The 12,763-nt window shown below is 67.7% G+C and carries 7 protein-coding genes; 2 read left to right on the forward strand and 5 right to left on the reverse strand.

Going from position 1 to position 12,763, the window contains the following annotated elements; genetic code table 11:
- Window positions 1-38: 38 nt before the first annotated feature.
- Window positions 39-530 carry a hypothetical protein gene (locus STRTUCAR8_RS30820; protein ID WP_158697480.1) on the reverse strand — a complete coding sequence of 164 codons (492 nt, stop codon included), beginning with the start codon at window positions 528-530 and terminating at the stop codon, window positions 39-41.
- A 434-nt stretch (window positions 531-964) separates the two neighbouring features.
- On the opposite strand from STRTUCAR8_RS30820, the gene STRTUCAR8_RS30825 reads away from it, so the two are divergent.
- Together STRTUCAR8_RS30825 and STRTUCAR8_RS30830 are read left to right on the forward strand one after the other, a co-directional pair.
- The gene (locus tag STRTUCAR8_RS30825; RefSeq protein WP_006380134.1) at window positions 965-2,494 is read left to right on the forward strand and encodes an ABC transporter substrate-binding protein; all 1,530 of its coding nucleotides are present in this window, start codon (window positions 965-967) and stop codon (window positions 2,492-2,494) included.
- Window positions 2,495-4,267, forward strand: coding sequence for an ABC transporter permease subunit (locus STRTUCAR8_RS30830; RefSeq protein ID WP_044473194.1), 1,773 nt, complete (start codon window positions 2,495-2,497; stop codon window positions 4,265-4,267).
- A gap of 1,000 nt (window positions 4,268-5,267) precedes the next feature.
- On the opposite strand, the gene STRTUCAR8_RS50460 is transcribed toward STRTUCAR8_RS30830, so the two are convergent.
- The 4 genes from STRTUCAR8_RS50460 to brxD all read right to left on the reverse strand — a co-directional run bounded on the left by STRTUCAR8_RS50460 (window position 5,268) and on the right by brxD (window position 12,720).
- Window positions 5,268-7,127 (reverse strand): DUF2075 domain-containing protein, encoded by a 1,860-nt coding sequence (locus STRTUCAR8_RS50460; RefSeq protein WP_100247710.1) that lies wholly within the window; start codon window positions 7,125-7,127, stop codon window positions 5,268-5,270.
- Between the two features lie 100 nt (window positions 7,128-7,227).
- Window positions 7,228-7,983: a protein NO VEIN domain-containing protein gene (locus STRTUCAR8_RS30835; RefSeq protein WP_234372675.1), complete on the reverse strand. Its 756-nt coding sequence runs from the start codon at window positions 7,981-7,983 to the stop codon at window positions 7,228-7,230.
- Between the two features lie 1,189 nt (window positions 7,984-9,172).
- Entirely contained in the window at window positions 9,173-11,371 is a 2,199-nt protein-coding gene (locus STRTUCAR8_RS30840; RefSeq protein WP_006380099.1) for a DEAD/DEAH box helicase, read from the reverse strand.
- Entirely contained in the window at window positions 11,371-12,720 is a 1,350-nt protein-coding gene (gene brxD, locus STRTUCAR8_RS30845; protein WP_006380093.1) for a BREX system ATP-binding protein BrxD, read from the reverse strand. Before brxD ends, STRTUCAR8_RS30840 begins: the two co-directional genes overlap by 1 nt.
- Window positions 12,721-12,763: the final 43 nt, after the last annotated feature.

Below are 12,763 nucleotides of genomic sequence, written 5' to 3' on the forward strand. Positions count from 1 at the left end.
ACCGGCAGACGTGTTTTTCGGCGCGGATCCAGGGGGGTTCAGAAGGGGGGCGCCGGGATCACCTTGTCGGGCCGTTCCTCGCGGCGTGGCCTTTCAAGAACGTGGGGTTCCAGGCCGGCGCGGTACTTCCGGAGGTCAGCGCCGGGCGCAGCGGCGATGGTGAGCATCCAGCTTTCCTGGCCCGGCGGGGCGTAGCCGGCCGGCGGAGGGGCGACCCTGGCCAGGGCGTCGCCACTGCACAGCCAACGGGTCGACGAAGACTCGTTGACCGCGGGGGCGAAGGGAAGGGCCGAGAACCCGTCCAGAGCTCCGGATTCGAGCACCTCGGTCGGCACCACGGCGGAGAACTTCACCTCCGTTCCCGTCAGCGCCTCGTGCACGGTGCGGTGCAGCAGGAACCGCTCCAGGTTCTCGCCGGTGGGCCTCCATGTGTCGGAGGTGTTCGTACGGTCGAGGACCTGCCGGTCCGTGGATTCCGGATCCACGGCCCAGTAGTAGCCGTGCTGGTTCTCGATCCAGAAAACCAGCATGCTGTCGGCTTCCCTTTTCAGGTCGGCCGGTTTCACCGCATGATCCTGGAATACGACCCGCGTTCCGGTCGAAGAAGCCGCTTCGTGCCATTCGACCAATTCGTGGGGGATGTCCTCGAATTGCGGGAAGGCGGGTTCCGCCGATTCGCCGGATATGCCGTACCAGCGGCGGAGAAATCGCCGGACGCTGTCACTTCGGGGGTGCAGGAGCTCATCCACACCGGCATCGTACGACCAGGCCCTGATCAAGCTCGGTGCGTGGCACGTTCCGGCAAGGCCGAACACCACCGGATTCGGCCTCGCCACCTACCTCGCCCAAGCCCCTCCGGAGAAAGCTTGGTAAGCCTTACCTAATATACTGGCGCAGCCTCGCCGCCGTACCCCGTACGCGCAGGCGCGACCGTCCCCAGTTCTCCCGCACGACAGGATCAACCATGCGCACGCCCCCGTCCCGTGGCCTCCTCACGGTGCTGGCCCTCGCTCCGTTGCTGGCCGGTTGTTTCGTGTCCGGGGAAGGGGGCTCGGGCACGGCCGACAATGCCGCGCCGGGCGGACGGCTGAGGGTCGCGCTGGCGATACCGCCGGTACAGGCGTTGTCCCCGTACAGCAACGACGCCACCGTGCTGAGCAAGCTCTCCGTAGCCGAGGGGCTCACCGCACTGGACATGAACGGCGCCGCCCAGCCGGCGCTGGCAAAGTCGTGGAAGCAGACGGACGACACCACCTGGACCTTCGAACTGCGCGCGGCCACCTTCCAGGACGGCACGGAGGTCACCGCCGAGTCCGTCGTGAACGCGCTCGACCACGCGGGTGCCGCCGAGCCCAAGCCCCGCGTCCTCAGCGACGTGGCCCTCACCGCGAAGGCCGACGACGCCGACACCGTCACGCTCACCACGAAGACCGCTGACCCGGTGCTGCCGCTGCGCCTTGCCAGCCCTGCCCTGGGCATCCTCGCCCCCGAGGCGTACGGCAAGGGCGGCACCGTCAGTCCCGTCGGCACCGGTACCGGCCCCTTCGAGATCAGTAAGCTCATCGGGAAGTCCAAGGTCACACTGGATCGCTACGACGGCTACTGGGGCGGCAAGGCCAAGTCGTCCGGCATCGACGTCACGTGGATCGCCGACGGGACCGCCCGCGCCAACGCCCTGCGCAGCGGCGACGTCGACATCGCCGAGTGGATCCCCACCTCCCAGGCGAAGCTGCTGGACAAGGACACCCGCCACGAGGTGTCCTCCCTGCGCACCGACAGCCTGATCCTGAACACCCGTACCGGCGGCATCTTCGGGGACAGGACACTGCGGGCGGCTGCCCGCGAGGCCGCGGACGGTTCCGCCCTCGTCGACTCGGTCTTCGGCGGGTACGCCGACCCCGCACAGGGCCTGCTCGGGCCCGCCGTCCCCTGGGCGGCCGACAACCGTGTCGCGGTGACCGCGCGCGTCGAACCCGCGACCCCCGCGCAGGTGGAGGCCAAGACCAAGGGCAGGACCGTGCGCCTTGCCGCCATCACCAACCGCGCTGAACTGCCGGAAGCCGCGACCGTGCTGCAGCAGCAGCTGGAGAAGGCCGGATTCACCGTGAAGCAGGACATACGCGAGTACACGCGGATGGAGGCCGACCTCCTCGCGGGCAAGTACGACGCGCTCGTCTTCTCCCGGGTGACACTCCTCGACACCGGGGACGCGGTCGCCTACCTCGCGAGCGACTTCACCAGCGACGGCGTCTACAACATGGCGGGCCTGAAGGACCCCGAAGTCGACCGGGCCATCGAGGCCGCGGCCGAGGAAAGCGACACCGCTCAGCGGCAGCAGAAGATCATGCGGGCGGAGGCGGAGGTCCTGCGCACGGACGCCGTCGTGCCGATGGTCCACGAGAAGGTCGTGCAGGGCATCGCCACCGATGTCGAGGGCGTGCTGCTCGACCCGCGTGAGCGGTCGCTGGTCGACGTCGACACCCGACTGAAGTAGATGAGCGTGACATCGGCCGGCGCCATGGGCCGGCCGGCCGTGTGGCGCATGAGTGTCGGCCGTCTCGTCGCGGGAAGTGCCCTGCTGACGGCCGTATCCCTGCTGCCCTGGCTGTCCGGCACCGACCCGGCGCGAACAGTCCTGCGGGCCCGCAACGCCGACCAGGACCCGACCCCTGCACAACTGGCCGCCGTACGGGAACAACTGGGCCTCGACGGTGGGCCGCTCAGCAACCTGGTGCGCTGGCTCGGTGGGCTGCCGCGCGGCGACGCGGGCACGTCCTGGGTGTCCGGCGAGCCGGTGCTGCCCCAGGTGACGTCCGCGTTGGCGGTCTCCGTCACGCTGATGCTCGGGGCACTCGTGGTCACGGCCACGGTGGCCGCGCTGGTCAGCGCCCGCACCCTCTACCTCGGCTCCCGGCGTCGGCTGCGACAGGCGCGGGCGGGCACCGCGGCGGCCCTCCTCGCCGCGCTGCCCAAGTTCCTGCTCGCCTCGCTGCTCGCGACCGTCTGCGGGGTGTGGCTGGGCTGGTTCCCCTCCAGTGGCTGGGAGGGGCCGCAGTCGATGGTGCTGCCTTCCCTCGCCCTGGGGGTGCCCTCCGGGGCGATGATCGGCGGCCTGCTCGACCAGTCCCTGCCCGCCGCCTTCCAGGAACCCTGGGCGCGGACCTGGCACGCCTACGGTTTCCCCTCCGGCCTCATCGCCCGTAACGCGCTGCGCCGCTCCCTGGCCGGCGTGCTTCCGCAGCTCCTGCCGACAGTCGTCGCCCTGGTCGGCGGCGCGGTCGCGGTGGAGAAGATCTTCAATATCCCCGGACTCGGCCGACTCGCCCTGGACGCCGCCATGGCCCAGGACCTCCCCCCACTGCAGACCGCGACGCTGGCCCTCGTCCTGCTCGGCGTCACCGCCGGCCTCCTCCTCCAGGTTCTGCGCCGCGCCCTGCTCGGCCCCGCCCTGCGCGACGGCGCTCTGCACACCCTGCGTCGGCCCGTCCTCGCGCGGCGGCGCTCCACGCGCTGGATCGCCGGACTGTGCGCCTCCGCTCTGCTCGCCCTCGTCGCGGCTGGTCTGCTGCGCGACCCCCTGTACGTGGACACGGCCGCCCGGCTGCTGCCGCCTTCGGCCGCCCACCCACTCGGCACGGACGCACTCGGCCGCGACATGCTCGCCCGGCTGGGCCACGGGGCACTGCGTACGGCCGGCGCGGCCCTCGCGGTGACTGGCGTCAGCGCCGTCCTCGGGCTGCTGCTCGGCATGGCGGCTCGCGTGGGCGCGGGCCTGACGGAAGTCGTGTCCACGCTGCCGGCCGTCCTCGCCGGACTGCTGACGACCGCGGTGACCGGGCCGTCGGCCTGGGGCGCCGCGCTCGCGGTGTGCATGGTGGCCTGGACCCCTTACGCCGCCCAGGCCGCCGCACTGTTCGAAGAGGAACGGGCCAGCGGCCACCTGCTCGCCTCGATCTCCTTCGGCGCCGGCCCGCGGTTTCTGACGCGCCACCACTACCTCCCCGCGGTCCTGCCTGCCGTCCTGCGCAACGCCCTGCTGCGGTTGCCCACCACGGTCCTCGTCCTGGCCTCTCTCGGCTTCCTGGGTCTGGGCGAGCAGCCGCCCACTCCGGAATGGGGCCGCCTGCTCTCGGAGAACCAGCCGTACGCCGAACTCGCCCCGTGGACCCTCCTCGGTCCCGCCTGCGCGCTCGCGCTCCTGTCCGTCCTCGCCGTGTCCGCCACGCCGTCGGGACAGAGCAGAGTCCGGCGAAGAGACAAGCGGTGATGCTGCCGACTGATGTCGAAGGCCCACCAGCCCCGTGACGTCCGGCCGACTCAACAGCGAAATACCCGGGCCGTGCACCCGGACCGGTCGGAGAGGCAGTCGACCGGGCGGCGGTTTCGATGTCCATCAGGATGGTGGCGTGACGTGGCCCTTGCGTACAAGAACCCATCGACGCCCGGAACCCGCGACGTGCGTGCCGACGGGTCGGGCAGGGCTCGGATCAGCCGCAGCACGATCGACCGGCTCGTCTTCACCGCGAGCGCGCCCGTAAGACGGGCTGCCCGGCCAGCCAGTTCTCAACCAGGTCACCATCCACTAGCGGGAACCAGAGGTCTCCGGACACGGCATCGCTCACAGCCGCTCATGATCGCGGTTTCGGAGACCCTCGTGGCCCCGGCACCTGTACGTGATCCAGAACCCAGGTTCAGAGACCGCCTACAGGTCAACACCGAGGCCGCGCAATCCGGCCGCGGCGGACGAGTCGGGCTGTACGCCGGGGAGTCATCGTAGCGCTATGACCTGCGCAGACGGGCATAGCGCCCACCAGCGGGGCTACTTTGACGGCTACGTCCAGCGGTGCTTGGTCGCTTTCTGGGGCAGTCGGTCCGCGGCGTCCAAGACTCGCTGCAGGAGCCATGGGCGGCTCAGGCGGTGTTCGAGGTGCCTGAAGCAGCGAGCATTGCCTCGGGAGGTAAGCGGCAGTTGGCAGCGGCGGCTCGGCCGGACGCGATTATCGGCCGACTCGTGCGAGGCTCGCTAAAAGCCTGCTTGGCCCCAGGCCTGACAGGCTGACGCAATTCTTGGCGGGGCCCAGGTACTCATCGTGGACGCACAACGAACCGCGCGATGCAGGAATAGCCATGCCTCTTGCCCAGAACCGTTTTTCCTCGAACAGCATGAACCCCATCGCGCTTGCCGCGTGCCGGGACTACGGGCAGGTAGGCATTGCCCGGCTCCTTGGAGGAACCGGCGAACCAGGTAGGTGTCGAATGTCCCCCGCTCACGGGCCCTGCTTTATCCCAGCCGGGACCAGGCTAGCCAGCATGGCCCGAGTCTCGGGATCGGTTGAGTAGAGCACGGTACCGACCATCCCCCGAGTAAGCAGCACTTTGTAGGTATTTCGAATAAGGCGACCGAAGGCTTCTGGCTCCGCCTTTTTCACGGCGTGGTCCCGGCTCTCTCCAGGGACAGCACGCCACTCATTTTCCCGCCACACCAAGTCGGGACCGAAAATCATTCCGTTCCAAGCGTACTCGAATCCTTGGGCCGTGTAAATGCATCCGATCTGCCCGAATCCTGACGGATCAGTGGCCCACAGCGAGGAAACGGGTGCCCCTCCTGCAGGTCGCTCACCTCTAAGGTTCCAGGGCTTGCGCCATTCCCCAATAACCACGTCGTCGACGAGACTGCCGTCAAGCAGCGGATCGCTCCACTGCCAGCAGAATCCTGCCGTCATGCGAGAGGTGTAGCCGAATTCATGCCGGTCGCGTAGATAGCTCTCCATCCGTTGAGGCGATTCGGCGACGAGCAATTCGAAATCTTCTTCGGGCCGCCACCGAATCGGGCCACCGGGCTCGAGACCGAGTAGACGGAGGACCCAATGTTCGTAGGCACGGCTCCCGCCGCACCGAAACTGGCTGTTGAGATCGACATGGCGAACAACGCACCCGCGCATGTGAGCAGCCTCGTCGATGGTCTCGACGCTTCCCATCTCCCCGGGCCTCACAACCTGATGCTCGTCGATCAAAAAGACGGGGACCCTGGCTGCGTCGATGAGTTCCTCCACTTGGCTTCGACCGCTCCGATGCCCGGCGTACGCGCCCTGCCTCGACGACCGCTGGCGAATGCGATGGGCTTCATCACAGATCAAAACGTCCAGCCCGTTTCGTTCAGCACTTGCGAAGTCGAAGAAATAACGGAAGAGCTTGGGAATTCGGCCGTTCTTAGTGCCGACGACGTGCCGGAGAGTGGTAGTGAAGGACTTTGATCCGGTGGCGTGGACAACGCTTCGCCCGTTCCTCCCGAGGTACCCCATCAGATGCAGCGCAATGACACTCTTACCCGAACCGGGACCCCCCGATATCACTATGACTTCCTTCTGGTCTGACTGTCGCGACAGGTCCGCCGCCCGCTTCACCAAACGAGCCGCCACCTCTTGTTCATCCATCAGAAGGAACTCACCACCGTCGATTATCTCGGCAGCAGCTACACGCATTAGTTGACGACTGGGGGCATGGGGGCTACCCAGGAGATAATCAGCCTCTGACGAACCGTCCAGGCCAGAAAGGCGGGTCTGCAGATACTTTATAAGTTCTCCGCGGGATGTATCCGTGAAAAGTTGCGCCCTCGCGTCGGGTAGTCCTAATAGTTCACTGACATCCCGATCGACTGCATAGTGCAGATAGGCCACACCCGCGACGGAGTCCTCCTGATCACTCAGCACATTGGTGAAGTCGTGCAGGTAGTCGCAGTAGCGGCGCATCTGAGCCACGGGATGTAGAGCCGGTCGATTGCCCATTCTCGCCACTAAACATAAATTGTCAGTACCAGGAACGAGGCGCGCTTCGCTCCACTGCTTGAGCTCGACGATGACGTAGGACGGTCTGCCCGTCCTGGGATGGGAGCCGGCAAGGACAATATCTGCGCGCAGGCTGGTAAGGGGTAATCGGTGCTCGACCAGCACCTCGATGTCATCCAGCCCCGCGTCGCACAGAACCTCTGCCAGGGCCGGGAGACTGTTCTCCCACGAGCGGCGTTCACTGGACGAAGGGGGCTGGAAGAGCACCGAGCGGTACTTCTGGGCGAGCCGCTCGACGACGGTTCCGTCACTGCACTGATCGAACAGAGCACGTGCGGACATGCGAAGAAGAGGCACGGACCATCTCCATAAGGGCTGTGGACTCGGAGGCAAGGGGCCTGCGGGGCTTGCTCCCGGAGACCCTGAAGGTGCGTCTGGGCAGTCAGGCGAGCGGTAGGCGGTACTCGAAGCTCCGCGGCCTCAGGTCCGCCTCAGCCGGCGCCCAGTCATGGAGGTGCAACACCCTGCCGCCACTCGCTGTGCAGTTGTCGGTCCGCAAGTCCACCTTGATGTCACTGACCACAAATAGGTCCACGGTGTTCTGCGGGTCCCGGGCGTGCTCGACCTCGTTGATCGTCAGGTCGACGCTCGTGGCCGCTCCCGTTGTTCCCTTCACCTCTACGCGGCGCTCATCCCCGTCACGGGTGCAGTGGAGGTCGTACGGCTTGCCAAGGCGTTCGACCGTCCAGCCCTCCCCCTCGTAGTGAGCGACTGCCATGTCCTCCGCGTGCAGTTCGATGGCCTTGCGCTTCTTGGGGTCGGAGACGAAGCCCGCTCCGCTGGAGGGCCGCTTCGGTGGCTTGGGCGGCTTCACCTGCTCCGCGGTGAAGCCCGGCGTGCGGTTCAGGGCCACCGTCTGCTGTTCGGACCAGTTCGCTGGGATCCCGGCCGCATCGAGCAACGGCTGCGGATCCATGTCGACGACCATGCCTATGCCTCGTTGAGTCCCCGAAACACGTATGGCGTCGCTGGCGGCCATTCCAAGCGGCCCGCCCTCATCAAGACGGACGTCGTGGAGTACAGCCAACGGCTCGATGCCGAATCGCACCGGGTACTTGATGGCGCTCTCGGCTTCCTCGTCCGGCCAGTGAGGAGCCTTCGCCTCGTAAAAATTCTCACCTACTTCGAACAGGTACAAAGTGATCTTCTTGGTACTCCATACGTCGAGTTGTACGCGCGGACCCACTCCCGTGGCCAGCACGGCGAAGCGCGGGCGCGCGGACCGGTACTCGGGCCTCCACACAGGGAACCCCCACGACCGGGTTTCGATCCCGTACTGCAGATTGCGCTGGGTTCCGGACGATTGGCCTACGTGGACCATCACGAACGAGGACGTCCGCGAGGGACCGTGGAGGGGAGCAGGGTCGTCGTCCTTGCGGCTGTCCTCGTGCCTCGCCAAGTGCCTTCCTCCGTGACCGCCTACCTCAGCGCCGATCCCGAACGATCGGCTGAGCGCACGACCATGCCACACGTCAGTCGGATTTTCACACAATAAAGGCCAGAGGTTGGCGAGTTGGCAACACGAATCAGACACAGGATGGGAGGACACCCCAGTGCGCTACCTGTACCTGCTCAAGGCGCGCTGCTCAACTGCGTGGAACTCCAGAGAACTCACGGGTAGAAGCGTCCTCATCCAACTGACCCACGTTGTACGGCGACTTGAACGTCCTCCACCCGTCCCGCGAGGGCAACGGCCGGGCCCAGCGGGCGTTCCTTGCCCAGCTCGGCGCCGCCGCGGGATACGCCCTGAACTTGTCGGGCATGGATCCGCAACGATGACGCCTCGGTGAGAGCAATCCGGTGGAGCCCGCTGCTCAACCAGCTGGTCACCCCAAGCTGACGCCCGTCACTCCGGCCGACAAGGATCCCCGGAACAGGGTGTCTCCCGGGCACGAGGGCGGTCGGCCCGCACCGCGCACCGCTCTGCACTTCGGGCAAACGCGAGGTCTCAATTTCCAGTGATCAGGGCGAGTGCCCAGAGTGGCCCGCGTGTGTGGCTACCTTGGTGGCTACGTTCGTAACCGTGAGATCCGGTTGGAACCGGCACGGACCGGGGTTCGAGCAAGCTCCTGAACTGGCGAAAAAGGGCCCCTCACCAGCATGTTCCCTGGTCATGGGCCCTAGGCGGCAGACGAGCCGGCCGTACCGCCGGGGAGAGTCACCGCAGCGCAATGACCTGTGCAATCGTGTAGGGAGTGCGCTTGTGTGGCTACCTTGATGGCTACGTAAGGAAACACCCCGCCCTGGAGCGGCCCGGGATGGGGGGCGTCGTCACTATTGAGGAAGACCTGGCGTCCGGCTGAAGCGGCTCTGGCGGCTCGTCCGGTTCAGCCGTCCCACTGAAAGCGCGCCGACTCACCGAGCACCAACCGGGCGCTCTCGAAGTCGGCCAAGCGGGCCGCCACCGTGGCCACGGCGAGGCGTTCCGGGAGAGCGACGGAGAACTTCAGCCCGCGTACGGCCCGGCGGTCCACGTCGGGTAGGACGAGGTTCTCGCCGACGTTCTCACGGGCCACACGCCAGGCGGCCGGGGTGAGGTTCTCGCGCAGGCGCACCCAGCTGTCGGTGGGCCGTTGCAGGGGGTCCGTGACCGACTGGAGGGTGGCCGCCAGGGTGGCGTTGGCGCGGTAACCGGCCCAGGTCCACCAACGGACGTCGGAGCCGACGCGCGTGATCAGCGTGCCGCCCCGGTGGACGGTGTCAGGTGCGTCGGTTTCGCGCTGTTCGGCCAGGCATGCCTCCGCACGCCGGGTGAGGGAGACCGGCGGGGCCGTGCCCAGCAGTACCTCGCGCATGGCACGCGTCAGGGCGTACGACAGTCCGGTGACGCCGCCGTTCATCCACTTGGCGATTCCGCCGCCGTCGGCCGGCTCGACGAAGACGCGTTTGCGCAGCCAGTCGATGTACGTGACCTGCCAACTGCGTCCGCCGAGCAGCAACCGCCTGGGGCCGGGGCGTTCCTCCGTGAGCACGCTCGGGTCGGTGCGGCCGATCTCCGTGCGTCCGGACAGAACGGTGAACTGCGGAGGTGCGGTGAAGGAGGCGGTGAGCTCGATGAAGTGCCTTTTACCGAAGCGTCGTTCCGCCTCGGGACCGACGAACAGCATTCCGCCGTCGCTGTCGAGGAAGCCTTCCTCGGTGAGGAAGCGCAGGATGGGGGCAGCGGACTTGTCGAAGGGGGCGAGGCCGTTCCACTGCCGGTCCCACAACCGGTCGCCGAGCTTGTGCTGTTGGAGGGTGACGGCAAGCAGTTGCTGGGCCACCAGGTGGCGCGGCTCTGGCGGCGGGACGACCGGTTCCACCCAGCCCCGCGACCAAATCAGCAACAGGCCCGCCGCCTGGAGCAGCGTCTCTTTGCGGGTGGTCAGGAACAGACAGTTCCGCATCGTGCCGGACCGCCGCCCGGTGCGTCCGATGCGTTGCAGGAACGAGGCGACGGTGGTCGGTGCGTCGATCTGGATGACGCGGTCGAGGTCACCGACGTCGATGCCGAGTTCGAGGGTTGACGTGGAGACGATGACGCAGTCGCGTGCCTCGGCGAACGCCTGCTCGGAGCGGGTGCGTTCGTCGACGGAGAGGGAGGCGTGGGACAGGAAGACAGTCACCTCGCGCGCGCGAAGCGCCGCGCCCAACTCCTCGACCTGGCGGCGCGAGTCGCAGAAGACGAGCCGCTTCTCCCCTCTGTGCAGCGCCGCGATGAGTTTGGCCGCATTGTCGAGGGACCCGACGTAGTCGAGTTCCACTTCGCCGGAAGGTCTGTTGGACGGCTCGGGACTCGCTTTGCCGCCGTGTCCGCTGCCGTCGGTGGCCGGCAGGTGCACTCCGGGGGCGACCACCTGACCGGTGCGGGTGCCGACGCCCGCGCCTTGCAGCCAGTGCAGCAACTCGGCCGGATTGCCGACGGTCGCCGAGAGCCCGACTCGCTGGATGGGCCGTCCGGTGACCCGCTCCAACCGTTCGAGCACGGCGAGCAGGTGCCATCCCCGGTCATCCCCTGCGAACGCGTGCACTTCGTCGATGACGACGGCCCGGACGCTTCCCAACAGGCGGGCGTGGTCGGTCTTGACGCCGATCAGCATCGCTTCGAGCGACTCGGGCGTGGTCAGCAGGATGTCCGGAGCCTCGGCCCGAATGCGCTGCCGTTGCGATTCCTTGGTGTCACCGTGCCAGAGGGCAGCGCGTCGCCCCAGCCACTGGGCATAGGAGTTGACACGGACGACCAGGTTGTTGAGAAGTGCCTTGAGCGGACACAGGTACAGCACGGACGTGCCGGTCCACTTCTGCTCGGTCATCGCCGACAGCAGAGGGAAGCAGGCCGCCTCGGTCTTGCCCCCCGCCGTCGGAGCCAGCAGTACGGCGTCCTGCCCCTGCATGAGCGGCGTGATCGCCGCTCGCTGCAGCGGTCGCAGATCGGGCCATCCAAGGGTGTTGACGATGTGATGCAGGACGACGGGGTCGAGTAGGTCCAGGACGTCGACGTCCTCGTCACCCGGGTCTTTCCCGGCCGGGACTCCCGCGTCCGCCATCACAGCTCCAGGTCGATGTCATCGGCCGACGCGGAGTCTCCGGACACCGTGGCGGCCAGGTTCCGCTCGACATCGGTGAGTTCGCTGCCGCCGACGGTGAGCCGGTAGTGCTGTCGGGGGTCGAAGTCGTCGAACTGGTCCACGCGGTCGAGTACGTCCCCGACGAGTTTCTTCAGGAACAGCCGGGGAGCCACTCCGACCTTCCCGCCCAACGCGCCGCCGACGGCCACCGCGAGGTCGGCGACATACGCGTCGTCGACAACCTTCCGCACGCGCTCGGGCATCTCTGCGGCGTCGGCGTACAGGTCACGGATGGTGAGGCCGAGTCCGACCAGGGACTCCTGGTTGAAGCCAGGAAGCCTGATCTGCACGGCGCGAGGGTTGTCGAAGCGCGGGTCGGTCGTGAAGTCGGTGGCCAGCCGCTGAGCCAGCGGGGCCAGACGCTGTACGCCCTGCTGACCGTCGTAGAAGGCCGGGGTGCCCGTGATGACCAGATAGAGGCCGGGGAAACGGCCCGAGTGGACCTCGTCGATGAGCTGCCGCAGCGCGTTGAGTGCCTTGTCACGGGCGTCCGACCGGACCCGCTGCAGGGTCTCCACCTCGTCGAGGACCACGAACAGCCCGGTGTGCCCGGAGTCGCGCAGTACGGTGAGGAGCCCCTGCAGGAACCCGAGCGCACCGAAGTGGTCGAGGTCGCCGCGTACCCCGGCTGACCGGCGGGCGGAGGCCGCGACGTGCGGCTGGCCGCCCAGCCACGCCAGGACGGCCGCGGCAGTCGCCTCGTCGCCGTCCGCGAGGGCGGACCGGTAGCCGCGCAGAGCGGTGGCGAACGACGGGGCGTGCCGGGAGACCTCGGCGAGCCGTGCGACGAGCAGCCTCTCCACCTCGTTCGGCAGTTCCTCCTCGGTCGCTCCGGCCGCGAGAGCGTCCTCCTCCAGGGCGTAGAACCAGGCGTCGACCACGGGCCGCAGCGCGCTGGGCGGGAAACTGGAGGTGGTGAGCCGTTCGGTGAGCCGCCGGTAAACGGTCTCCAGCCGGTGCAGCGGGGTCTCGTTCTCCGAGACCTGGATCTCGGCCACGGCGAAGTTGCGGCGCTTGGCCCGCTCCCCCAGCCAGCGGGTGAAGAACGTCTTGCCGGACCCGTACTCACCTCGCACGGCCTTGAACACGGAGCCGCCGGACGCCACGGCGTCCAGTTCCGCGTCCAGGGCTGCTTCGAACCGGTCGAGTCCGGTGGCCAGCAGGTCGAGTCCGCTGTCGGGTACGGCACCGCGCCGCAGCGCGTCGATGACGGTACGGCGGCGGGCGGCGCTCACCTGTGCGAGGCGCTGGGATCCGGTGGTGCTCACAGCGACCAGTCTTCCATTTCCACGGGCAGGCCAGTACGGGGAC

It is taken from the genome of Streptomyces turgidiscabies Car8, assembly GCF_000331005.1.
GTDB lineage: Bacteria > Actinomycetota > Actinomycetes > Streptomycetales > Streptomycetaceae > Streptomyces > Streptomyces turgidiscabies.

Bases quoted from the DNA above. Each gene is read 5' to 3' on its own strand.
- STRTUCAR8_RS30840 (WP_006380099.1), bottom strand. From the start codon at position 11,371: ATGGCGGACGCGGGAGTCCCGGCCGGGAAAGACCCGGGTGACGAGGAC.
- STRTUCAR8_RS30830 (WP_044473194.1), top strand. From the start codon at position 2,495: ATGAGCGTGACATCGGCCGGCGCCATGGGCCGGCCGGCCGTGTGGCGC.
- STRTUCAR8_RS30820 (WP_158697480.1), bottom strand. From the start codon at position 530: ATGCTGGTTTTCTGGATCGAGAACCAGCACGGCTACTACTGGGCCGTG.
- STRTUCAR8_RS50460 (WP_100247710.1), bottom strand. From the start codon at position 7,127: ATGTCCGCACGTGCTCTGTTCGATCAGTGCAGTGACGGAACCGTCGTC.
- STRTUCAR8_RS30825 (WP_006380134.1), top strand. From the start codon at position 965: ATGCGCACGCCCCCGTCCCGTGGCCTCCTCACGGTGCTGGCCCTCGCT.